The sequence below is a fragment of the Pelagovum pacificum genome (genome assembly GCF_016134045.1).
In the GTDB taxonomy this organism is placed as follows: domain Bacteria; phylum Pseudomonadota; class Alphaproteobacteria; order Rhodobacterales; family Rhodobacteraceae; genus Oceanicola; species Oceanicola pacificus_A.
The window spans coordinates 30,493-52,141 of the sequence record NZ_CP065915.1 but is presented as its reverse complement, the minus strand read 5'-3'; the positions used below and the strand labels follow the sequence as shown (position 1 = coordinate 52,141).

At 65.8% G+C, this 21,649-nt stretch carries 21 protein-coding genes and 1 riboswitch; of the genes, 10 read left to right on the top strand and 11 right to left on the bottom strand.

What is annotated here, in order from left to right; translation table 11 throughout:
* The first annotated feature begins 90 nt into the window (after window positions 1-90).
* The 4 genes from dapF to I8N54_RS00245 all read left to right on the top strand — a co-directional run bounded on the left by dapF (window position 91) and on the right by I8N54_RS00245 (window position 3,459).
* Window positions 91-876, top strand: coding sequence for a diaminopimelate epimerase (gene dapF, locus I8N54_RS00260; RefSeq protein WP_231592570.1), 786 nt, complete (start codon window positions 91-93; stop codon window positions 874-876).
* A complete protein-coding gene (mtaB, locus tag I8N54_RS00255; RefSeq protein ID WP_140194557.1) occupies window positions 873-2,126 on the top strand; it encodes a tRNA (N(6)-L-threonylcarbamoyladenosine(37)-C(2))-methylthiotransferase MtaB in 1,254 nt (417 codons plus the stop codon). The genes dapF and mtaB overlap by 4 nt, the downstream gene beginning before the upstream one ends.
* A 51-nt stretch (window positions 2,127-2,177) precedes the next feature.
* Window positions 2,178-2,783, top strand: coding sequence for an FMN-binding negative transcriptional regulator (locus I8N54_RS00250; protein WP_140194559.1), 606 nt, complete (start codon window positions 2,178-2,180; stop codon window positions 2,781-2,783).
* Between the two features lie 70 nt (window positions 2,784-2,853).
* The gene (locus tag I8N54_RS00245; RefSeq protein ID WP_140195700.1) at window positions 2,854-3,459 is read left to right on the top strand and encodes a glutathione S-transferase family protein; all 606 of its coding nucleotides are present in this window, start codon (window positions 2,854-2,856) and stop codon (window positions 3,457-3,459) included.
* 4 nt (window positions 3,460-3,463) lie between these two features.
* On the opposite strand, the gene I8N54_RS00240 is transcribed toward I8N54_RS00245, so the two are convergent.
* Window positions 3,464-4,105, bottom strand: coding sequence for an outer membrane protein (locus tag I8N54_RS00240; protein ID WP_140194561.1), 642 nt, complete (start codon window positions 4,103-4,105; stop codon window positions 3,464-3,466).
* Window positions 4,106-4,327: 222 nt separating this feature from the next.
* Here I8N54_RS00240 and petA point away from each other — a divergent pair, with 222 nt between their 5' ends.
* The 4 genes from petA to I8N54_RS00220 all read left to right on the top strand — a co-directional run bounded on the left by petA (window position 4,328) and on the right by I8N54_RS00220 (window position 8,117).
* On the top strand, window positions 4,328-4,909 hold the full coding sequence (petA, locus tag I8N54_RS00235) for a ubiquinol-cytochrome c reductase iron-sulfur subunit (RefSeq protein WP_140194563.1): 582 nt from the start codon (window positions 4,328-4,330) through the stop codon (window positions 4,907-4,909).
* A 12-nt stretch (window positions 4,910-4,921) separates the two neighbouring features.
* A complete protein-coding gene (locus tag I8N54_RS00230; protein ID WP_140194565.1) occupies window positions 4,922-6,262 on the top strand; it encodes a cytochrome b in 1,341 nt (446 codons plus the stop codon).
* A gap of 14 nt (window positions 6,263-6,276) precedes the next feature.
* The gene (locus I8N54_RS00225; protein ID WP_140194566.1) at window positions 6,277-7,158 is read left to right on the top strand and encodes a cytochrome c1; all 882 of its coding nucleotides are present in this window, start codon (window positions 6,277-6,279) and stop codon (window positions 7,156-7,158) included.
* A 137-nt stretch (window positions 7,159-7,295) separates the two neighbouring features.
* On the top strand, window positions 7,296-8,117 hold the full coding sequence (locus tag I8N54_RS00220) for an alpha/beta fold hydrolase (RefSeq protein ID WP_197097560.1): 822 nt from the start codon (window positions 7,296-7,298) through the stop codon (window positions 8,115-8,117).
* A gap of 309 nt (window positions 8,118-8,426) precedes the next feature.
* Here the strand turns inward: I8N54_RS00220 and I8N54_RS00215 are convergent, their stop codons facing one another.
* The 6 genes from I8N54_RS00215 to I8N54_RS00190 form a co-directional block, all read right to left on the bottom strand.
* A complete protein-coding gene (locus I8N54_RS00215) occupies window positions 8,427-8,705 on the bottom strand; it encodes a hypothetical protein (RefSeq protein ID WP_140194568.1) in 279 nt (92 codons plus the stop codon).
* Window positions 8,702-9,397 carry a thiamine ABC transporter ATP-binding protein gene (locus tag I8N54_RS00210; protein ID WP_140194570.1) on the bottom strand — a complete coding sequence of 232 codons (696 nt, stop codon included), beginning with the start codon at window positions 9,395-9,397 and terminating at the stop codon, window positions 8,702-8,704. Before I8N54_RS00210 ends, I8N54_RS00215 begins: the two co-directional genes overlap by 4 nt.
* A complete protein-coding gene (locus I8N54_RS00205; RefSeq protein WP_140194572.1) occupies window positions 9,384-10,889 on the bottom strand; it encodes an ABC transporter permease family protein in 1,506 nt (501 codons plus the stop codon). The genes I8N54_RS00210 and I8N54_RS00205 overlap by 14 nt, the downstream gene beginning before the upstream one ends.
* Entirely contained in the window at window positions 10,886-11,860 is a 975-nt protein-coding gene (thiB, locus tag I8N54_RS00200; RefSeq protein WP_197097561.1) for a thiamine ABC transporter substrate binding subunit, read from the bottom strand. Before thiB ends, I8N54_RS00205 begins: the two co-directional genes overlap by 4 nt.
* A 38-nt stretch (window positions 11,861-11,898) precedes the next feature.
* Window positions 11,899-12,009: riboswitch (TPP riboswitch) on the bottom strand.
* 95 nt (window positions 12,010-12,104) lie between these two features.
* Window positions 12,105-13,463 carry a dicarboxylate/amino acid:cation symporter gene (locus I8N54_RS00195; protein ID WP_140194574.1) on the bottom strand — a complete coding sequence of 453 codons (1,359 nt, stop codon included), beginning with the start codon at window positions 13,461-13,463 and terminating at the stop codon, window positions 12,105-12,107.
* A gap of 167 nt (window positions 13,464-13,630) precedes the next feature.
* Window positions 13,631-15,298, bottom strand: a complete 1,668-nt coding sequence (locus tag I8N54_RS00190) for a BCCT family transporter (RefSeq protein WP_140194576.1) — start codon at window positions 15,296-15,298, stop codon at window positions 13,631-13,633.
* Window positions 15,299-15,500: 202 nt separating this feature from the next.
* Here I8N54_RS00190 and aroC point away from each other — a divergent pair, with 202 nt between their 5' ends.
* Entirely contained in the window at window positions 15,501-16,610 is a 1,110-nt protein-coding gene (aroC, locus tag I8N54_RS00185) for a chorismate synthase (protein ID WP_140194578.1), read from the top strand.
* Window positions 16,611-16,971: 361 nt separating this feature from the next.
* Here the strand turns inward: aroC and I8N54_RS00180 are convergent, their stop codons facing one another.
* Window positions 16,972-17,670, bottom strand: a complete 699-nt coding sequence (locus I8N54_RS00180; RefSeq protein ID WP_140194581.1) for a helix-turn-helix transcriptional regulator — start codon at window positions 17,668-17,670, stop codon at window positions 16,972-16,974.
* 68 nt (window positions 17,671-17,738) lie between these two features.
* On the opposite strand from I8N54_RS00180, the gene I8N54_RS00175 reads away from it, so the two are divergent.
* A complete protein-coding gene (locus I8N54_RS00175) occupies window positions 17,739-18,350 on the top strand; it encodes a glutathione S-transferase family protein (RefSeq protein WP_140195706.1) in 612 nt (203 codons plus the stop codon).
* Between the two features lie 16 nt (window positions 18,351-18,366).
* Here the strand turns inward: I8N54_RS00175 and I8N54_RS00170 are convergent, their stop codons facing one another.
* From I8N54_RS00170 to I8N54_RS00160, 3 genes are all read right to left on the bottom strand, one after another.
* Complete coding sequence (locus I8N54_RS00170; protein ID WP_140194583.1) at window positions 18,367-19,233, bottom strand: DMT family transporter; 867 nt, start codon at window positions 19,231-19,233, stop codon at window positions 18,367-18,369.
* Between the two features lie 358 nt (window positions 19,234-19,591).
* Window positions 19,592-19,879, bottom strand: coding sequence for an HU family DNA-binding protein (locus tag I8N54_RS00165; RefSeq protein ID WP_140194585.1), 288 nt, complete (start codon window positions 19,877-19,879; stop codon window positions 19,592-19,594).
* Window positions 19,880-20,066: 187 nt separating this feature from the next.
* On the bottom strand, window positions 20,067-21,548 hold the full coding sequence (locus tag I8N54_RS00160) for an AMP nucleosidase (RefSeq protein WP_140194587.1): 1,482 nt from the start codon (window positions 21,546-21,548) through the stop codon (window positions 20,067-20,069).
* Window positions 21,549-21,649 lie beyond the last annotated feature (101 nt).

Sequence of the window (21,649 nt, the reverse complement as noted above, 5' to 3'; positions counted from 1 at the left end):
CAAGCCCGGAAACGAATGGTCTTGGATTCAACATGATCGCTCATCTATATGAGCGGCATGCGTACGCTTGCCAGATCAGGTCTGCCTTTCATGAAGATGCACGGGCTCGGGAACGACTTTGTCGTGATCGACGGCCGTGCTGGTGCCGTCGAGGCGGATTCGGAGATTCTCTCAGCGATGGCCGATCGGCGCCGGGGAATCGGCTTCGACCAGCTTGTCATCATCGGCCCGTCCGAGGAGGGCGGCGATTTTCACCTGTCTTTCTGGAATTCCGACGGCAGCCGCTCGGCGACCTGCGGCAACGCGACTCGCTGTGTCGCGGCGCAGATGATGAACCGCACCGGGCAGGACATGCTGCGCATGACCACCGAACGCGGCATCCTGCACGCACTGAGACGCCCCGACGGCGAAGTCGCCGTGAATCTCGGCCACCCGGATACGCACTGGCGCGACATCCCGTTGTCCGAAGAGGTTGATTCGCTGCACCTGCCGATCGAAGGCGACCCGGTCGCCACCGGCATGGGCAATCCGCACTGCACCTTCTTCGTCGAGGACGTGAGCGCCATCGACCTCGCCACCTTCGGCCCGTCCATCGAGCATCACCCGCTGTTTCCCGAACGCACCAACGTTCAGATCGCTCAGGTCCTCGACCACGGCCGGATCCGGATGCGGGTCTGGGAGCGTGGCGCGGGAATCACCGAGGCGTCCGGCTCCTCCTCCTGTGCGGTGACCGTCGCGGCGGCCCGGCGCGGGTTGACCGGACGGCAGGTCACGATCGAGCTCGACGGCGGAGAGCTTGAGATCCGCTGGTCCGACGACGGGGTCTGGATGAAGGGCCCCGCCGCGCACGTGTACGACGGGGTCTGGTACGGATGACCGCGCCGCGGTTCTCGACGCTCGGCTGCCGTCTCAACGCCTACGAGACGGAAGCGATGAAGGCGCTCGCCGAACAGGCGGGTCTGACCAACGCGATGGTGGTGAACACCTGCGCCGTGACGGCAGAGGCCGTGCGCAAGGCCAAGCAGGAGATCCGCCGCCTGCGCCGCGAGAACCCGGACGCGCCGCTGATCGTCACCGGCTGCGCCGCGCAGACCGAGCCCGAGACCTTCTCGGACATGCCCGAGGTCACTCGGGTAATCGGCAATTCCGAGAAGATGATGCCCGAGACCTGGGCCTCCATGACTCCCGACCTGATCGGCGACACGGAGCGAGTCGCGGTCGACGACATCATGTCGGTGCGCGAAACGGCGGGCCACCTGATCGACGGGTTCGGCACGCGGTCGCGCGCCTACGTACAGGTTCAGAACGGCTGCGACCATCGGTGCACCTTCTGCATCATCCCCTATGGCCGCGGCAATTCTCGCTCGGTTCCGGCGGGAGTCGTCGTCGACCAGATCAAGCGGTTGGTTCAATCGGGATACAACGAGGTCGTGCTGACCGGCGTCGACCTGACCAGCTGGGGCGCGGACCTGCCGGCACAGCCGAAGCTGGGCGACCTCGTCATGCGGATCCTCAAGCTGGTGCCGGACCTGCCACGCCTGCGGATCAGCTCGATCGATTCGATCGAGGTGGACGAGAACCTGATGCACGCCATCGCGACCGAATCGCGTCTGATGCCCCACCTGCACCTCAGCCTGCAGCATGGCGACGACCTGATCCTGAAGCGCATGAAGCGCCGCCACCTGCGCGACGACGCGATCCGCTTCACCGAAGAAGCTCTGCGCCTGCGGCCCGACATGACCTTCGGTGCCGACATCATCGCCGGCTTTCCGACCGAGACAGAGGCGCATTTCGAGAATTCGCTGAAGCTGGTCGAGGATTGCAGCCTCACCTGGCTCCACGTCTTTCCCTACTCCGCCCGGCAGGGCACGCCCGCGGCCCGGATGCCGGCGGTGAACGGCAAGCTCATCAAGGAGCGTGCCGCGCGACTGCGCGCCGCCGGGGACGCCGCCGTGGCGCGTCACCTTGGCGGGCAGGTGGGCCGTCAGCACATGGTATTGATGGAAAACGCCCGCATGGGCCGGACCGAGCAGTTCGCCGAAGTCACCTTTTCGGCCGACCAGCCCGAGAGCCGCATCGTCCCCGCGACCATCCGCGCGGTCGAGGGGCACCAGCTCGCCGCCTGAGGGCAACCGCTCTCTCATCTGGCCACAAATACCTCCCGCCGGAGGCGGATCATGCATCCCAACCCGATCTTCCGTTCCGAATCCGAAGCCCGTGCGCTCGATCTCGCGCGGGATCGCGCTTTAGGCACGCTGGCGGTGAACCACGACGGCGGACCGCTTCTGTCGCACGTCCCCTTCCTTCTGGCGGAGGACGGGGCGAGGGCTGATCTGCACCTCGTCCGGTCGAACCCGATCGCCCGGCTCGGTTCGGTCGAGGCGGTGATCGCCGTGCAGGGTCCCGATGCCTACGTCTCACCCGACTGGTACGGGATCGAGGACCAGGTGCCGACATGGAACTACGTCGCCATCCATCTGCGCGGGCGGCTGGAGCCCCTGCCGCCCGAGACGATGCCGGACCTGCTGGCGCGTCAGTCGGCGGCCTACGAATCCCGCCTCGCGCCCAAGACACCCTGGACGATGGACAAGATGTCCGACGAGGTCCTGACGCGTTTCCTGCGGATGATCCTGCCATTCCGGCTGACGATCGAGCGGATCGATTCGACCTTCAAGCTCGGCCAGAACAAGGCCGAGGAGGTGCGCCACGCCGCTGCCGACCGGCTGGCGGAGGGATTCGGAGTGGAGGTCGGCGCGCTTTCCCGGCTGATGCGCGAGGGCTGACCGCTCGACTCCCGGTCGCGGGGCGGTCAGGATCGGCGCAACTTCAATGAAAGGCCCGTAAATGCAGCCCATGCAGCTCTTCATGTCTCCCGCCTCGCCCTTCGTGCGTACCGTGCGCGTGATGATCCGGGAGGCCGGCATCACCGACATGGTCGAGGAGCTTGAGATCAGCACCAACGCGCTCGATACCAATGCCGCGCTCGCGGCCGCCAATCCGGTCGGCAAGATCCCGACGCTGGCGCGGCCCGACGGGCCTGCGGTGCACGACAGCCGGGTGATCGCCCGCTACCTCGACCAGATCTCGGACGCCGGGCTCTACCCGACGGCGCGGCTCTGGGAAGTGCTGACGCTGGAGGCGACTGCGCACGGGGCGATGGATGCAGCGGTCGGCATGGTCTACGAGGCCCGCTTCAAGGGGACCGACGGCAAGAGCGCGGACTGGATCGAAGCACAGTGGCAGAAGGTGGCGCGCGCGCTGGATGCGCTCGAAGCCCGCTGGATGAGCCACCTGAACGGACCGGTCGACATGGCGCAGGTCGCGGTGGCCTGCATGCTCGGTTATCTCGATCTTCGCCATCCGGGCCGCGACTGGCGCGCGACCCGTCCGCAACTTGCCGCTTGGGAAGCCGCCTTCTCCGAGCGGCCGGCGATGGTCGACACGAAGCCCCCCGCCTGATCCGTCAGAACCGCCAGGCGACGCCGGCGTTCAGAGCGTGCGTGACGATCTCCGCCTCGAGCGTACCACCGGTGGAGAGGTCAGCGCGGTTGTCGCTCCAGCTTGCCTTGTATTCGCCGAACACGGTCCAGCGGTCGCCGACCGGCAGCCGCAGTCCGGCGAGCAACGTCGCTGCCGGACCGGTGACTTGATAGCCTTCCGTGACGGAACCGCCGCGCGTGACCTCGACGTGCGGCACGGCGATACCGATGCCACCGCCGAGGTAAGGCGTTGCCGGCCCGAGCGCGTCCGGCCAGCGCCGATAGGCGTTCAGGGTCAAAAGGTTGAGGCCGTCGGTGAATTCCAGCACGTCGTAGCCGCCGGCGGCTCGATCGTCTGCGGGCGCGTAGACCTTCGCATGGACGAAATCTACGCCCCACCCCGTCTCTTCCGACCATCGGGTCAGGCGAAGGCCATAATAGACGGGCGCCGAGGCCGACCGCCCCTCCCAATCCACGCCGAGCGTGTCGCGTCCCGCGACCGGATCGTCGATCCGGACGTCACCCGGTGCTGCGCCCTGTGCACCTAGGTGAAAGGCGAGTTCGGTTTCGGCCTGGAGTGGACCGGCCAGTCCGATCGGGATGAGAAGGAAGGCAAAGCGCGACATCGCTCCCCCTTACGGACCGATCGGCAACATGGCAAACTCGCCCGGTATCACGCGGGCTTGCGCGAGGGTGGAAATTGACCCAATGCGACATAGTGAACCGCTTTCCACGCTGGACGGCTCAGGGGGCGGCATGTAGAACCCGGCCCGACCGGTCGGCGGAGTTTCGCGCCTGCCGAAGCCGTCCGTGGCCCGTCCGGGCCCGCAACTACGGAGATGTTTGACGTGTCACACGCAGACGAAGCCCAGGGCACCCGCCGCGACTTCATCTATTATGCAACCGCCGGCGCTGCGACCGTCACCGCCGGTGCCGCTGTCTGGCCGCTCGTGAACCAGATGAACCCGTCTGCCGACGTGCAGGCCCTGTCCTCGATCCGCGTCGACATCAGCACGGTCGAGCCCGGCTCGCAGCTGACGGTGCTCTGGCAGGGCAAGCCGGTGTTCATCCGCCGCCGCACGGCGGAAGAGATCGAGGCCGCGAACGGGGTCGACCCGTCGTCGCTGCCCGATCCGCTCGCCAATAACGAGAACCTCGATGCCTCCGCCCCCGCGACGGACGCGAACCGGGCGCTCGCCCCGTTCGGCGAAGGCTCCGACAACCCCGAGGAATGGCTCGTCCAGATGGGTGTCTGCACCCACCTCGGCTGTGTGCCGCTCGGCGAATCCGGTGACTTCGGCGGGTGGTTCTGCCCCTGCCACGGGTCGCACTACGACACTGCCGGCCGCATCCGCCGTGGCCCGGCGCCCCGCAACCTTCCCGTGCCCGTCGCCGAGTTCGTCGACGAAGCCACGATCCAACTCGGTTAAGGAGAGCGGCACATGGCTGGTATCCCGCACGATCACTACGAGCCGAAGACGGGCATCGAGACGTGGCTGCACAAGCGGCTTCCCGTCGTCGGACTCATGTACGACACGCTGATGATCCCGACCCCCAAGAACCTCAACTGGATGTGGATCTGGGGGATCGTTCTCGTCTTCACGCTGGTGCTTCAGATCGCGACCGGCGTCGTTCTGGTGATGCACTACACGCCGCATGTGGACATGGCGTTCAACTCCATCGAACACATCATGCGTGACGTGAACGGCGGCCACATGATCCGCTATTTCCACATGAACGGCGCCTCGCTGTTCTTCTTCGCGGTCTACATGCACATCTTCCGCGGCCTCTACTACGGGTCCTACAAGGCCCCGCGCGAGGTGACGTGGATCGTCGGGATGCTGATCTACCTGCTGATGATGGCGACCGGTTTCATGGGCTACGTTCTGCCCTGGGGCCAGATGTCCTTCCACGGCACGGCGGTCATCACCGGCCTCTTCGGCGCCATCCCGTTCATCGGCGAGTCGATCCAGACGTGGCTGCTCGGCGCATCCGCCGTGGGTCAGCCCGCGCTGAACCGCTTCTTCTCGCTGCACTACCTGCTGCCGTTCGTGATCCTCGGTCTCGTGATCGTTCACGTCTGGGCCTTCCACTCGACGGGCAACAACAACCCGACGGGCGTCGAGGTCCGCCGCGGCTCGAAAGAGGAAGCGGCCAAGGACACCCTGCCCTTCTGGCCCTATTTCGTGATCAAGGATCTGTTCGCGCTGGCCATCGTGCTGGTGGTGTTCATGGCGATCGTGGGCTTCATGCCGAACTTCCTCGGCCACCCCGACAACTACGTCGAGGCGAACCCGCTCGCCACGCCGAGCCACATCGTCCCGGAATGGTACTTCCTGCCGTTCTACGCGATCCTGCGCTGCTTCACCGCCGACGTCTGGGTCGTGATGTTCACGAACTGGATCACCTTCGGCATCGTCGATGCGAAGTTCTTCGGCGTGCTTGCCATGTTCGGCGCGATCGCGGTCATGGCACTGGCGCCGTGGCTCGACACCTCGACCGTCCGTTCGGGCCGCTACCGCCCGATGTTCAAGTGGTGGTTCGCGCTGCTCTGCGTCGACTTCATCGTCCTGATGTGGGCGGGCGCAATGCCGGCGGAAGGCATCTACCCGATCATCGCGCTGATCGGTGCGGTCTACTGGTTCGGCTACTTCCTGGTCATCCTGCCGCTGCTCGGTGTGCTGGAGAAGCCGGTCGCCACGCCCGCGACGATCGAAGAAGATTTCGCCAACCACTACTCCAAGTCCGGCGGCACCAAGACCGTCGTGAACCCGGCCGAGTGAGAAAGGACGCCACGATGCTTCGCAAGCTCACCCTGACCGCCGCCACGGCACTTGGTCTCCTCGCCCCGGGCCTGGCGACCGCCGCAGGCGGAGAGGCTCACGTCACGGACTACGACTTCCCCTTCGAGGGGCCGTTCGGCAGCTTCGACACCAACCAGCTGCAGCGCGGTCTGCAGATCTACACCGAGATCTGCGCCGGCTGTCACGGTCTGCACTACGTCGCCTTCCGCAACCTTTCGGACGAGGGCGGCCCCGCCCTCCCCGAGGATCAGATGCGGGCCTACGCGGCGCAGTTTTTCATTGCCGACGCCGACAACAACGACGAGCTGATCGACCCCGATACCGGCGACTTCCGCGAGCCGACTCCGACGGACAAGTTCCCTCGGAACCACACGCAGGGCGCGCCCGATCTGTCGCTGATGGCAAAGGCCCGCGCCGGCTTCCACGGTCCCTACGGCCTCGGCGTCAACCAGTTCCTCAAGGGCATGGGCGGTCCGGAATATATCGCGTCGCTCCTCGCCCACTACGAGGAAACGCCGGAATGTGCCGCCGACGCCAACATGAGCGGCTACTACAACACCGTGTTCGAACCCGGCGGCTACCCCGAGAGCTGCCTCGACGAAGACGGTGAGCGCACCGTGCCCGGCAGCTGGATCGGCATGGCGCCGCCGCTGTCCGACGGCGCGATCGAGTTTGCCGACGGCCACGCCAACGACGTCGAGTCCATGTCGAAGGACGTCGCCGCGTTCCTGATGTGGACCGCTGAGCCCAAGCTCGTCGCCCGCAAGCAGGCCGGCCTGACCGGGGTCATCTTCCTCGTGATCCTGTCTGTGCTGCTCTACCTGACGAACAAGCGCATCTGGGCGCCGCACAAGAAAGCCGTGAAGGAAAGCTGAGCTTTCCACTGCGCGAACTTCGAAAAGGCCCGCCTCTCCGGCGGGCCTTTTGCTTTGCCGCGCCCGGTTTCGTGACGGAACAGCGGAGCGTCCGCTCTCGTTCAACGGCCAGACATGAAACTCTGGAGAGAGAGCCCATGATGGATACGTCCCACACCCCCGTTCGCCTCCACGTCGAAGATACCGGCGGCTCCGGTCGTCCGATCGTGCTGATCCACGGCTGGCCGCTCTCCGGTGCGGCATGGGAGAAGCAGGTGCCCGACCTCGTCGAAGCCGGCTTCCGCGTCATCACCTATGATCGTCGCGGCTTCGGCCAGTCCGAGAAGCCCGACAGCGGATACGATTACGACACGCTTGCCGCCGACCTCGCGCACCTGCTGGAAGAGAAGGACCTGAGTGACGTTACCCTGGTCGGCTTCTCGATGGGCGGTGGTGAGGTTGCCCGCTACGTCGCCAACCACGGCGAGGATCGGCTGCATTCCATCGTGTTCGCTGCGGCCGTACCGCCGTTCATGATGAAGTCGGACGACAATCCGAACGGACCGCTCGACAGCGAAACCGCCGAGAAGATGGAGCGTGGGCTGCGCGACAGTCGCGAGGTCTTCTTCGATGGGTTCACCAAGAACTTCTTCTCTGCCGGTGACACGCTGCAAGTGTCCGAGGACGAACGGAAGAAGGCCATAGCCCTGTGCCGGCAGTCCGACCAGACAGCTGCGCTCGGCTGCATGGAGGCATTCGGGACAACGGATTTCCGCGAGGACCTCAAGAAAGTGACCGTGCCGACGCTGATCCTGCACGGCGATTCCGACGGGATCGTGCCGCTCGAGGGGGCCGGGCAACGGACACACGAGGCGATCGCCGGAAGCCGGCTGGTCGTCCTGCCCGGCGCACCGCATGGCTGCAACACGAGCCACGCGGACGCCTTCAACGGTGCGCTGTTGGGCTTTCTTGCGGATTGAACCGTAGGATTGACCGACGGACTGGCGGCTGCATCGAATGGTGCAGCCGCCGATGTCTTAGCGCGGCGAAATGATTGCGGGACAAGGCGATTCTTTGTTCGTGGTCATTGAGGATCGCACACGCCCGCTCCTCATCCCGACCAGTTTTCATCCGGGCCAGTTTTCATTCGGGCCAGTCCAAAAATTTTCGACGAAAATTTTGGGTGAGAAGGTATTGAGAAAAGATTGTTTTCGGTCGATTTGATCCACTGAATTACTGACGAGATGCCTCGAATTCGACTGGTTCCACCGACCTGCGCCCCGGTCCTCTCAGCGCCGGCTCAACTCCGGCTCCCGGCCGCCACCTGTCCGACAGACCCACACCTCCGCGGGCGCTTCCACGATGACCTCCACTCCGGTTTCGAGCGGCGTGATCGCCGTGACATGCAGCGCCCTTTGCGAGTTGTCGGTCGCGTCCGCAACCGCGGCGACGCAGTCCGTCTCCAGCGACATTGCCGACAGGGGGGCCGGCACGGCATAGGCCGGCGGCTCCGGCTCGGCCGTAGACGCGCAACCGGCGAGCATCGGCAACAACAGGAACGCCCTCATTCAAACCCTCCGAGATAGGTGCGCAGCGCCTCCGGCGGATCGGCCATCAGCGCCGCGCGATCATGGGGACCGGAAACCGCGCCGTCCATGACGAGCAACACATGCTCCGCAACGCGCTCCGCATCGCCGGGATCGTGGGTCACCATCAGCAGTGTTCTGCCGGGCGCGGCAAGCACGTACCGCGCGAGGTCCAGCATTTCCGCCTTGAGGGCCGGCCCGAGCGCGGCAAAGGGTTCGTCCAACAGCACCACCGGCTTGTCCTGCACGAGCGCGCGGGCCAGTGCGGCCCGGCTTTGCTGGCCACCCGACAGCGCACCGGGCTTCCGGTCGCCCATCCCCGACAGGCCGACGCGGCGCAGCACTTCGTCCACCTCCTCACGCACACCCGTCGGCAGGGTCAGCTTCGACACGAGGCCAAGCCCGACGTTCTGCGCGACGGTGAGGTGCGGGAACAGGTTGTGGTCCTGAAACAGGGTCGCGACGGGCCTCTCGGCTGGCTGTCGCCCGGTAATATCCTGACCATCGACATAGATCCGCCCCTCGACCTCGGCGAAGCCGCCGATCGCCGACAGCAAGGTCGACTTGCCGCCGCCGGAGGGGCCGATCACGGCGGTGATACCTTGCGGCACACTGGTGTCTGCGCGGAGCGTGAAGTCCCCGAGCGTCACGGTGATATCTTCAAGCGTCAGCATCGACGCGCCCTCCCCTGTCGAAGGCCCAGAACAACGTGAGGCTCAGCGCGAACAGGACCAACCCCGCACCGGCGGCGGCGTCGGTCCTGAACGCGCCCATAAGTCTATACATCGCGAGGGGCAGCGTTTCCTCACCGGGCCCTGCAAACAAGGCGATCACGCCGAGGTCGCCCATCGACAACGCAGCCGCGATCCCCCCGGCAAAGCCGAGCGGGCGTCTCAGGCGTGGCAGCAGAACGATGCGCAGGCGCGCCCAGCCAGTGAGCCCCATCGCATCCGCAAGGCGCCCGTAGGAGGCCTCCGCCTGCCGGACAGCGGGCGTCACGATGCGTACGGCGAAGGGAACGGCCATCAGCGCGTTGACGAGCGCCGTGATCGCAAGTGCCGCACTGGCGGGCGAGGCGAGCGGGTAAATCACGATGAGCAGGCCGGTCCCCACGACCAGCGGCGACGCAGCGAGCGGGAGCACCCCGGCGAGGGACGAGACCGGCCCTTTCCGCAGGGCGAGGGCCAGCGACAGCACCAGCGCGATGACGGTAGAGGCGAGCGCGACGCACACCGACCGAACCGAGGCGGCGAAGAGGCTGCCAGGCAGGTCCGGCAGTCCGGCGATCCCGCCGGCAACGATCACGCCCAGCGGCAACAACAAGAACAGCGCGGCGAGCGCGATCCAGAACGCGTCGGCCCAGCGGCTCCCGTCCCAGCGTTTCACCGTCCGGTCGAGGCCGGAGCCGAGCCCGTCGGGCACCGTCACCGCGAAAGCGACCGCCGCGACCGCCGCACAGATTGCGAACTGCACCAAAGCCAACAGCGCCGCCCGCTCGAGATCGAAATCGAAGCGCACCGCCTGATAGATGGCGAGCTCGACCGTCGTCGCGCGGGGACCACCGCCGAGGATCAGCGCGACAGCGAAACTCGACAGGCAGATCAGGAAGATCACGAGGAACGCCCCCGGCGCGACCGACCGGATCATCGGCCATTCAAGCAGTCGCCCCACCGGCGCGCCGAGCGACGCGGCAAGACGGAACCGTTCGGACGGGATCGACAGCCAGCCCTGCAGCAGCATCCGTGTGGCAAGCGGCAGGTTGAAGAAAACATGGGCAAGGACGACGCCCTCGTAGCCGTAGATGTCGAGCGGAGGCAGCCCGATGAGGGCCAGCCCGTCGCTCACCAGTCCGCGTCGTCCGAACACCGCGAGCAGGCCCATCACCGCGACGACGACCGGCAGGATGAAGGGCGCGCCAAGCAGTGTGACCAGCACGCTGCGGCCCAGAAAACGCCGCCGCGACAGGGCGCGGGCGACCGGGACCGCCAACAGCACCGACAACGCGGCCGAGGCCAGCGCCTGCAGCAACGTGAAGCGGATCGCGGCCCAGTCCGCCGGGCCGAAAGCGCCGGACCACTCCGCCCGCCACGCGACGGCACCCACGGTGCCGAGCGTCAGGAGCAGAAGAAGTCCGGCGGCCCAGAGACCGGGCCGCGTCAGGCTCATTGCGCGAGCGCCCCGCGCCACGTGTCGATGGCTGCCTCACGCACCGCCTGTGCCTCTTCCGGCGGGTAGAGCAGCGCGCTTTCGGGCTGGGCGAGCGCCTCGAAACCGTCGGGCAGGCCGCCTTCCGGTTCGATCACCGGGTACATCCAGTTCGTCGTCGGGATTACGGACTGGAAGCCGTCGGAGGCGATGAAGGCCATGAACTCGCGGGCCAGTTCGGGCTGGTCGGAGCTCTCGAGGACCGCCGCGACTTCGATCTGAACGTAGTGCCCTTCGTCGAAGGCCCAGGCGACCTTGCTGTCATCCTCTTCCGCGATCGAGTGGTAGGCAGGCGAAGTGGTGTAGGACAGCACCGCGTCGACTTCTCCATCAAGGAACAGGCCGTAGGCCTCGGACCAACCGGGGGTCACGGTCAGCACGTTGTCGGCGAGGTCGGACCAGAGCGCGCCGGCCTCCTCGCCATAAGCCTGCTCGACCCAGAGGACGAGGCCAAGGCCGGGTGTCGAGGACCGGGGGTCCTGAATGGCGATCTGCAGGTCGCTGTCGGCAAGCTCCTGCAGGCTGGACGGCGCCTCGGTCCCCTCATTGCCGACGAAGGCGAAGTAGCCCCAGTCGAACGGCAGAAAGGTATCGTCGTCCCATGTCACGGGCAGATCGAACTCTGCATCGACGCCATGGGGCGCGAAGAGGCCGGTTTCCCGCGCCTGCGCGACTAGGTTGCTGTCGAGGCCGAGCACGATGTCGGCGCCGCTGCGCGCGCCCTCGAGCCGGACCCGGGACAGAAGCGCCGCGCCGTCGCCGGCGGCGACATACTCGACCTCGCAGCCGCATTGCTCCTCGAAGACCTCTGCCACGGCGGGGCCGGGCCCGTAGTCGGGGACAAACGAATCGTAAGCGTAGATGGTCAGGGTTTCCGCGCCTGCTGTCGTGGCAGCAAACGTCAGTCCCGCGATGGTGGTCGCTCTCAGCATCAAATCCTCCAATCGCCGGACGGAAAAAAGGCGTGAAGGACTTTGCCCGTTACCTTCCCTCCGCCGGTGCGAGCCGGTTCAGGTTCAACGGGTCAGCGCGTCGCACGCGCAATCTCAGCCCGGTTTACCGGGCCCCCCGAGGTAGGCAGAGACCTAGAGCGCCCGCAGCAGACCTTCAAGTGGCAGCCGCGTCGGTCGCGCCACGACATCGCCGACGCATGGCCGGCGATGCCATGGACGAGCGTCACTCGGCCGGCTTGTGCGCCACACGGGCAAGGCGCGCCTCGGCCTCCGGGTCGACGCCGATGGCGCCGTCGTAGATCACCCCGGCGTCCGGGTTGTCGAAGACGGCCATGTCGAGCTTGCCCTCTCCCTTCGCCACGATGGTCGAGACGACCGCGTCGCCGGTGATGTTCACCGCTGTGCGGATCATGTCCATCAGACGATCGACGCCGAGGATGATCGCGACACCTTCGATCGGCAAGCCGACCTGGGTGAGCACCATCGTCAGCATGACGAGGCCGACGCCCGGCACACCCGCCGTGCCGATGGAGGCGAGCACTGCCATACCGATGACCGTCAGGTAGCCCGCGATGCCGAGGTCGATGCCGTAGACATTGGCGAGGAACACCGTCGCCACGCCCTGCATGATCGCGGTGCCGTCCATGTTGATCGTCGCGCCGAACGGAACGGTGAAGGACGCAACCGACCCGTCGACGCCGATCCGTTCCGTCACGCTGCGGTAGGTGACCGGGATCGTCGCGTTGGACGACGCCGTGGAGAAGGCGAAGATCTGCGCCGGGCGCATTTTCCGCATGAACGTGATCGGGTTCAGGCCCGCCAGCGTCCTCAGCAGCAGCGACAGCGTCCCGAACAGGTGGAGCAGCAGCGCCCCGACGAGTGTCACCACGTAGAGGATCACGGGCACGAACAGCTCGATCCCCTGTTCCGCGAAGGTGCGAGAGATGAGCGCGAAGACACCGTAGGGCGCGAACATCATCACGATGGCGACGATCTTCATCATCACCTCGTTCATGTATTCGCAGGCCGCGACGAAAGGCTCCGACCGGTCCCCCATCATCAGCACCGCGATGCCGAGAACGCAGGTGTAGAAGATCACCTGCAGCATCTCGCCGTTGGCGAAGGCGGCGATCGGATTGGTCGGCACGATACCTGCGAAGACCTGCCAGACGGACGGCGCCTCGGCCGCGCTGACACCGGACGTGTCGACGCCGGTCATGTCGAAGCCCTTGCCCGGCCCGATGATGAGCGCCAGCGTGATGGCCACCGCGATGGCGATCGCCGTGGTCAGCAGATAAAGCCCGAAGGACCGCGACCCGACCCGGCCAAGCACCCGGATGTCGCCGATACCGGTCACACCGCACAGGAGCGAGAAGAAGACGAGCGGCACGACGAGCATCTTCAGCGCGTTCACGAACATCGTGCCGACCATCCAGAAGAGGCCTTCCACGATGTAGGTGTCGATCCACTCCGATCCGATCTGGTTGAGGATGACACCGAGCACGACGCCCGCTCCCATCCCGACCATGATCTTGGTCGTCAGCGAGGCGCCGCCGCCTCCCTTGCTCGCAATATCAGCCATCGGCCTGACTCCACTGTTGAGGGACTTCAGGATGGCACGAGGTTACATAATCGCAAAACCGCTATGGCGCATGCGAGGGCGAACGCCTGATATTCGGGCAGGAATGGCACGGTCCGCAGTCCTGGCCTGCGCCGGGACGAGGGAGATACCCCGTCCCGGCGCCTGTCTTATTCTGCCGGAGACTGCTCTCCGCCGCGCGAGGGCTTGTTCGCCACCTCGGGCTGCGCGCCAAGCACGCCGGGCAGGTCGTTGGGCATGTTGTGGTCGGCCTCGCTGTCGTTGCGGAACCGCTGACGGTGCCGGTGGACCATGAGGCTGTCCCAGCGCAGTGCCTTCCAAAGGCCGATCGCGATCAGCGCCAGCACGACGGCGAACGGGAAGCCCGCCACCACGGCCGCCGCCTGGAGCGCGTTCAGCCCCCCTGCGACCAACAGCACGGACGCCACCGCACCCTCGGTGACAGCCCAGAAGATCCGCTGGATCTTCGGCGGATCGGGGTCCCCGCCCGCGGTCAGCATGTCGATGACGAAGCTGCCGGAGTCCGAGGAGGTCACGAACCACATGATGACCAGCACGGTCGCGAACAGCGATGTCAGGCCCGAGAACGGGAAGTACTCAAGCAGGGCGAACATCGTGTTGGCGTAGTTCTCCTGCGTGGCCTCCACCAGCGTCGGGTCCCCGCCGAGCGAGATGTCGATCGCGGTGCCGCCGAAAGCGGTGAACCAGAAGAACATGATCGTGCAGGGCAGAAGCATCACGCCGAACATGAACTCCCGGACCGTGCGGCCCCGGCTGATCCGCGCGATGAACACGCCGACGAAGGGCGCCCAGCTGACCCACCAGGCCCAGTAGAAAATGGTCCAGGCGTTCTGCCAGTTACCGGCATCGTTGCCGCCGACCCAGCCCTCATTCCAGGTGCCGAGACGGATCAGGTCCTTCAGGTAGTTGCCGTAATTGTCGACGAAGGTGTCGAAGATGAACAGCGTCGGGCCGACGATCACCATGAAAGCAAGGAAAACCATCGACAGGATGACGTTGATGTTCGACAGCCGCTTGATCCCGCCGTCGAGACCCGCGACGACCGACATGGTCGCCATGGCGGTGATGCCCGCGATGATGAGGATCTGAACGCCGGTGTTGACCGGAACGCCGAAGACAACCTCGAGACCGGAGTTCACCTGCATCGCGCCGAGGCCGAGGGAGGTGACGATCCCGAACATCGTGCCGAAGACGGCGACGATATCAACCAGGTCACCCCAGAAGCCGTAGATCTTCTCACCGATCAGCGGATAGAGCGCCGAGCGGATCGACAGGGGCAGGCCCTTGCGGAAGTGGAAGTAGGCGAGCGCCAGGGCCACGACGGCATAGATCGCCCAGGCGTGGAAGCCCCAGTGCATGAAGGAGATCGACATCGCCTCCTGCGCGGCGGCGACCGTTTCCGGCTCCTGAAGGGGGGCGGCGAAGTAGTGATACATCGGCTCCGCGACGCCCCAGTAGATGAGGCCGATACCGATGCCTGCGCTGAACAGCATGGAGGTCCAGCTGAAGAGATCGTACTCCGGGTCCTCGTCCATCTTGCCAAGCCTTACGTCCCCGAAAGGACCAAGGGCGAGGAAGATCACGAAGGCCAGCAGCACGTTCACCTCGATGATCAGCAGCCAGCCGAACTTGCCCGCGAGAAAGCCCTGAAGACCGCCGAAAAGTGCGTTCGCGGCATCGTTGAACACGGCGCCGAAGATGATGAAGGCCACGATGAGAAGGGCCGAGATCCCGAATACCGGTTTGTGGACCTTCGGGAATATCCACAACTTCTCCTGTTTTATCTTGTCATTCATATCGTCTCCCTGCGACCTCGCACGAGGGTGAACGGCCCGGCCCGAGGCGCAGAAAGCCGGGTCCGCGAATATTGACTGACAGGTCAATCAATGACGACCGGCCTGTCAACGGTCTTCGGCAACTCGCCGGAAAGCGTTTCCGATTTGCCTCGCGGCTGCACTTCGGCTACGCGCCAACCGAAGACAGATGGAGCGCCGGCTCATGAGCCTGAACAGCTACGGACACCTCTTCCGCGTGACCACATGGGGAGAAAGCCATGGGCCCGCCCTCGGGGCAACGGTCGACGGCTGCCCGCCGAACGTGCCACTTTCCGAGACGGATATCCAGTTCTGGCTCGACCGACGCCGACCGGGCCGGTCCAAGCACACCACGCAGCGGCAGGAACCGGACTCGGTGGAGATCCTCTCCGGCGTGTTCGAGGGTCGCACCACCGGCACCCCGATTCAGCTGATGATCCGCAATACCGACCAGCGGTCCAAGGATTACGGCGAGATCGCCGAGACGTTCCGCCCCGGCCACGCCGACATCACCTACTGGCAGAAATACGGCATCCGCGATTATCGCGGCGGCGGCCGGTCCTCCGCCCGCGAAACGGCAGCACGCGTCGCGGCCGGCGGCGTGGCGCGGCAGGCGCTGAAGCAGCTCGCGCCCGAGGTTGAGATCTTTGGCTACATGGTCCAGATGGGCCCGAAGGTCATTGACCGGAACCGGTTCGACCGCGCGGAGATCGAGAACAACGATTTCTGGTGTCCCGACGCCGGTGTCGTCGGCGAGTGGGCCGACTTCCTCGACCACCTGCGGCGCAAGGACCACAACTCCGTCGGTGCGATGATCGAAGTGGTGGTTCGCGGTGCGCCCGCCGGCCTCGGCGCACCGGTCTATGGCAAGCTCGACACGGATCTCGCCGCGGCGGCGATGTCGATCAACGCGGTGAAAGGCGTCGAGATTGGTGAGGGCATGGCCGCTGCCGCGCTCACCGGACGCGAGAACGCCGACGAGATCACCATGGGCGAGAACGGCCCGGAATATAGCACCAACCACGCCGGCGGCATCCTCGGCGGCATCTCGACGGGTCAGGATATCGTGCTGCGCTTTGCGGTGAAGCCGACGTCCTCGATCCTGTCGCCGCGCCAGTCGATCCGCAAGGACGGCACGCCGATCGAGGTCGTCACCAAGGGTCGCCACGATCCCTGCGTGGGCATCCGCGCCGTGCCGGTTGGGGAAGCGATGGTCGCGGCCGTCATCCTCGACCACATTCTGCTCGACCGGGGGCAGACCGGCGGCATCCGGGGCAAGATCGGGCCGAGCTGACAGCCGGGCGCTGATTCAAAAGCGCGCCTGCGGCGCCCATGATCCACGTGCAGGGTGCTTTCAGCCCCTCTTGCTGCCGCAATTCACGCCCGAGAATATTTCCGGCCCGAATAAGTTCAGGTCCAGCCCCCGGCAGTGGGTCGCCATGCGCCGTACCGGGGGCCTTCTTCGGGCACGGTCATCGGCGTTCCCGCCTGTACCGTGGCGATGGTCCTACGTCCGATAGGTTGAGAAAGTTCTGATCTTCTTCGGGCCTGCAAATATTCCCGCCGGAGGCTGGGCGACCCGCTCAAAAGGTCCACGGTCGACAGGCTGGCTCACGCCGCAAAGCGTTCCGGAAACCGGCGAGCCGCGCAGCGGCTCACCGCTGTGCCGCCCGCGCCGCGGTGACACGCTCCACGAATTCGCGCAGCATGGCGACGCGGCGGGGGCGGAAGCTTTCGTCGGTTCGTTCGGCGCTGAGAATGCGGTCGGTGCGGAACTCGCGATAATCCTGCCGCAGGCAGCACCAGCCGACGACGTTCAACACTTCATCCATGTAGACCAGGGTCATCGGGTAGATGCGCCGCTGCGTGACCCGCCCCTGCTTGTCGGAATATTCGAGGTCCACCGCCACTTCGTCCCAGCAGGCCTGCCGCAGCACGGCGGTCGGTTGTGCGGGAATGTCGCGGCGTCCGCTGCGCCAGAGATGCTGCACCGCGTGATGCGCCTCCATTTGCTGACGGTCGGGCAGGCGGGCGACAAGTTTTGCCATCGCCGTTTCCGCGGCAGCGCCAAGCTCTGTATCGCCGGATTGGCGGACTTCCTGCAGTCCCATCAACACCGCTTCGAGCTCCAGCCGGGTGAAGGCCTGCGGCGGCAGCGCCGGGTCTTCGGCGAGCGTGTAGCCGTAGCCCGATTCGCCTTCGATCCGCGCGCCCGAGGCGCGAAGCGTGTCGATGTCGCGATAGAGCGAGCGGACCGAGACCCCGGTTTCCCGCGCCAGCCGTTCCGCCGTCACCGGTGGCGGCAGGCTGCGAAGCAAGTGCATGAGGCGGAACAGGCGATCGCTTCGGGCCATCTCGGTCCTGTCGGAAATTGTCAGGGGTGTCGGTGCATAGTGACCCCAGAGATCGAATGGAGGTCAAGATGATCACGCTCTACCACGCCCCGTTTTCCCGCTCGTCCGCCATCGTGGCGGCCGTTGAAGAGATGGACCTGCTCGACCGGGTCCAAATCCGGATCGTCGATATCCGGCGACAGGACGGCTCCGGCGGCCGCGACCCGGCGAACCCCCACCCCGACGGCAAGGTGCCCGCGCTCGACCACGACGGCCAGATCGTCACCGAGCGGCCAGCGATCCTGTCCTACCTCAGCGAGGTGTTTCCCGATGCGCCCGCCATCGCGGCGCCGGGTTCGGCGGAACGCGGCGCCTTCCTGACTTGGCTGGCATGGTATGGCGACGTGATGGAGCCGGTCCTCATGGTTCACGCCGCGAAGGTCGACGGGCCGATCTTCCAGGCCGGCTTTCGCGGTGTCGAGGAGATGAACGCCCGGATCGCCGACACCCTGTCGGACGGACGTCCATATCTGCTGAAGCAGGGCTTCACGGTGGCCGACCTCCTGGTGGTCTCGCCCTACACCTACTTCCCTGACGAAGTGCCCGAAATCCCCGCCTTCCGGGACTGGGTGGCGCGGGTCACCGCGCGGGCATCGATGCAGAACGTCGTCGCGCGCGACACGCAGGCACGCGCCGCCTGAGCCATGGCGGCCGGCGTCAGCCTTTCTGCCGTGCCAGCTGCACGGCGAGGATGCCGGCCGCGATGATCGCCACGCCGACGAGGTCCGAGGCGCCGATCGCCTCACCCAGCACGACGGCTGCGATGGCGACGCCGAAGAAGGGCGACAGGAAGTGGAACACGGAGGCCCGCACGGTGCCGATCCGGTTGACCAGCATCACCCAGACCAGCGTCGCCGCAAGGCCGGGAACCAGCGTGGTGTAGAGGAAAGCGACCGCGACCTGCCATGTCAGATCGACGCTGAAGGTCTCGAGCGCGATAGCCGGAACCCAGAGCGCAGCAGAGCCGATCAGCATCTGCAGCCCGACGATCATCAGGTAATTGCCGCCCGAAGAGGCCCCCTGCACGGACAGCGTCGCGGTGGAAAGCGACGCAAGCCCGATGAGACAGAAGATCACGCCGGTCAGGTCAGCCCCGCCCGACAGCCGCGTGCCCATGATGAGGACGACCCCGGCCACACCTGCGATCAAGCCCAGCAGGCCCTGCATCGGAAGCTTCTGGCCGAAGAGCGCCCAGCCGGCCAGCGCGACGCAAAGCGGCATCGCCGAGGCGATGATGGAGGCGAGCGAGGCCTCGACCGTCTGCATCGCAACGAAGTTCATGCCGAGGTAGAGCGCGTTCTGGCAGATGCCGAAGACCGCGACGGCGATCCACTGCTTGCGGGTGAGGTGCCAGCTCTGGCCGATCGCCTTTGCCCAGATCACGCCGACGAGGCCGGAGATCAGGAAGCGCAGCGCCAGCGCCGTCAGCGGCGGGGCCGCCTGCACGATGATCCGCGCCGAGGTGAAGGCAGAGGCCCACATCAACGCGAACAAAATTCCCATCGCGACCGCGCGCCTGTCCATCTTCACACCTCTTCGTCTTGCAGGTCGGCTCTGACGGAGCCGGCTCGAAAAGGAAAGAGGCGAGAGGGGAATTTGGTTCTGGGGTGTCGGGTGGGGGCGTCCCCTCACCCTGTCCTCTCCCCCATGGGGAGAGGGTTGGGGCGCGATGGATTGGCGATGGAGTACAACCGAAGCCCTCCCCCAGGGGAGCGATCGCCTGGCAATCGGGCACAACCGAAGCCCTCTCCCCTCGGGGGAGAGGGTTGGGTGAGGGGAAGTGGGTTGGGTGAGGGGGAGAGGGTGGTCCTGCGTGCAAGCAGCCCAAACGAAAAAGGGCCGCCCAAGGCGACCCTTTCCCGAAAATTCTCTGCCTCGAGGCTCAGCTGTTGACGCTGTCCTTCAGGGCCTTCGCGATGGTCATCTTGACGACCTTGTCCGCGTCTTTCTTGATCTGCTCGCCGGTGGCCGGGTTGCGGACCATGCGCTCGGGGCGCTCGCGGCAGTAGATCTTGCCAACGCCGGGGAGCGTGACGGCACCGCCGCCGGACACTTCCTTGGTGATGACGCCGGTCACGGCATCAAGCGCGGCGGTCGCGGTTTTCTTGTCGCTGCCCATCTCTTCGGCCAGAGCGGCGACGAGTTGGGTCTTGGTCATGGGTTTCGCCATGTTCTTGTCTCCTACACTGCCCGATAAATTGGGCCTCGGTGGCGGTATCTAACGGCATGTAGTGGGCGCACACAACGTCGCCAAAGCGTTTTTTCCAAGAAAACTTGCGTTTTCAGCCCTTGATCCGGCGTTCTGTGGCCGAGAAGAGACGCAAGATACGCGTTATTCCGCCCAACGACGCCGGATTTCAGAGGAACGCCGTCTCTTCGAAGGATCGCAGTTTCCGGCTGTGAATCCGCGCAAGCGGCATATCCCGCAGGATTTCCATCGCCCGGATGCCGATCATCAGGTGCCGCGCGACCTGTGTCTTGTAGAAATCGGACGCCATGCCGGGCAGCTTCAGCTCGCCGTGCAGGGGCTTGTCGGAAACGCACAGCAGCGTGCCGTAGGGCACCCGGAAGCGGAAACCGTTCGCGGCGATCGTCGCGCTTTCCATGTCGAGCGCGATGGCGCGGGACTGGCTGAGACGCTGCACCGGGCCGGACTGGTCGCGCAGTTCCCAGTTCCGGTTGTCGAGGCTGGCGACGGTGCCGGTCCGCATGATGCGCTTGAGGTCGTAGCCCTCGTACTCGGTCACGGCGGCGACCGCGGTTTCGAGCGCGACCTGGATCTCGGCGAGCGGCGGGATCGGCACCCAGACGGGAAGGTCGTCGTCCAGCACCTTGTCCTCGCGCAGGTAGGCGTGGGCGAGGACGAAATCGCCGAGCCGCTGCGAATTGCGCAGGCCGGCGCAGTGCCCGACCATCAGCCACGCATGCGGGCGCAGCACGGCGATGTGGTCGGTCGCGGTCTTTGCGTTCGAAGGTCCGACGCCGATATTGACCAGCGTGATCCCCATGCCGTTCTCGCGCTTGAGGTGGTAGGACGGCATCTGCGGCATCTTCGCCGGGATCGGGATCTCGGTGTCGGGGTCCGTGATCTCCACGTTGCCGGTCGACACGAAGGACGTGTAGCCGAGCGACGGATCAGCAAGCGCGGCACGGGCGAAGGCTTCGAACTCCTCGACGTAGAACTGGTAGTTTGTGAACAGGACGTGGTTCTGGAAGTGGCTCGCGTCGGTTGCAGTGTAGTGGCTCAGCCGGGCGAGCGAATAGTCCACGCGTTGCGCGGTGAACGGGGCAAGCGGGTGCGCCCCGTCGTCGTAGGTGAAGCCGGTGCCGTTGACGATGTCGTCGTTGGTGGTGTTCAGGTCCGGCACGTCGAAGACGTCGCGCAGCGTAAAATCCGCCGCACCTTCCTGCGGGACGGAAATGCTGGAATCGTTCGACACGGCGAAGTGAACGGGCATCGGCGTGGTCGACACGCCGATCGTGACCGCGGCCTCGTGGTTCTGGATCAGCAGGTCGATCTGCTGCTTCAGGTAGCTCGCGAACAGGTCGGGCCGCGTGATCGTTGCCGCGTAGACGCCGGGCTGGCTGACGTGGCCGAAGGACAGGCGGCTGTCGACGGACACGTAGCTCGACGAGACGAACCGCACCTCGGGATAGAAGGCGCGGTAGCGCCGGTCGGGCTTGCCGTCCTTCATCGTTCGGTTGAACGCCTCGCACAGGAAATCGACCGAGGCCCGGTAGAGCTCTTCCAGTCGCGCGACGGCGGCCTCGGCGTCGGTGAAACCTTCGGCGGGCGGAACGTCGGGGGACAGGACTGGCAGGGATTGGTCGGTGTGCATGCGGCTCTCAATCAAATCGGTTCGGTATTTCTCCCCCAGATTGACGACAGGGACAAGACAGCGGCGGGAACCCCCGCCCCGCTTCGGGGGTTTGCGGCTCA

Bases quoted from the DNA above. Each gene is read 5' to 3' on its own strand.
- I8N54_RS00190 (WP_140194576.1), bottom strand. From the start codon at position 15,298: ATGAATGACAAGATAAAACAGGAGAAGTTGTGGATATTCCCGAAGGTC.
- I8N54_RS00225 (WP_140194566.1), top strand. From the start codon at position 6,277: ATGCTTCGCAAGCTCACCCTGACCGCCGCCACGGCACTTGGTCTCCTC.
- aroC (WP_140194578.1), top strand. From the start codon at position 15,501: ATGAGCCTGAACAGCTACGGACACCTCTTCCGCGTGACCACATGGGGA.
- I8N54_RS00205 (WP_140194572.1), bottom strand. From the start codon at position 10,889: ATGAGCCTGACGCGGCCCGGTCTCTGGGCCGCCGGACTTCTTCTGCTC.
- I8N54_RS00165 (WP_140194585.1), bottom strand. From the start codon at position 19,879: ATGGCGAAACCCATGACCAAGACCCAACTCGTCGCCGCTCTGGCCGAA.
- mtaB (WP_140194557.1), top strand. From the start codon at position 873: ATGACCGCGCCGCGGTTCTCGACGCTCGGCTGCCGTCTCAACGCCTAC.
- I8N54_RS00240 (WP_140194561.1), bottom strand. From the start codon at position 4,105: ATGTCGCGCTTTGCCTTCCTTCTCATCCCGATCGGACTGGCCGGTCCA.
- I8N54_RS00250 (WP_140194559.1), top strand. From the start codon at position 2,178: ATGCATCCCAACCCGATCTTCCGTTCCGAATCCGAAGCCCGTGCGCTC.
- I8N54_RS00180 (WP_140194581.1), bottom strand. From the start codon at position 17,670: ATGGCCCGAAGCGATCGCCTGTTCCGCCTCATGCACTTGCTTCGCAGC.
- I8N54_RS00175 (WP_140195706.1), top strand. From the start codon at position 17,739: ATGATCACGCTCTACCACGCCCCGTTTTCCCGCTCGTCCGCCATCGTG.
- dapF (WP_231592570.1), top strand. From the start codon at position 91: ATGAAGATGCACGGGCTCGGGAACGACTTTGTCGTGATCGACGGCCGT.
- I8N54_RS00195 (WP_140194574.1), bottom strand. From the start codon at position 13,463: ATGGCTGATATTGCGAGCAAGGGAGGCGGCGGCGCCTCGCTGACGACC.
- I8N54_RS00210 (WP_140194570.1), bottom strand. From the start codon at position 9,397: ATGCTGACGCTTGAAGATATCACCGTGACGCTCGGGGACTTCACGCTC.
- I8N54_RS00215 (WP_140194568.1), bottom strand. From the start codon at position 8,705: ATGAGGGCGTTCCTGTTGTTGCCGATGCTCGCCGGTTGCGCGTCTACG.
- I8N54_RS00220 (WP_197097560.1), top strand. From the start codon at position 7,296: ATGATGGATACGTCCCACACCCCCGTTCGCCTCCACGTCGAAGATACC.
- I8N54_RS00160 (WP_140194587.1), bottom strand. From the start codon at position 21,548: ATGCACACCGACCAATCCCTGCCAGTCCTGTCCCCCGACGTTCCGCCC.
- thiB (WP_197097561.1), bottom strand. From the start codon at position 11,860: ATGCTGAGAGCGACCACCATCGCGGGACTGACGTTTGCTGCCACGACA.
- I8N54_RS00170 (WP_140194583.1), bottom strand. From the start codon at position 19,233: ATGGACAGGCGCGCGGTCGCGATGGGAATTTTGTTCGCGTTGATGTGG.
- I8N54_RS00230 (WP_140194565.1), top strand. From the start codon at position 4,922: ATGGCTGGTATCCCGCACGATCACTACGAGCCGAAGACGGGCATCGAG.
- I8N54_RS00245 (WP_140195700.1), top strand. From the start codon at position 2,854: ATGCAGCTCTTCATGTCTCCCGCCTCGCCCTTCGTGCGTACCGTGCGC.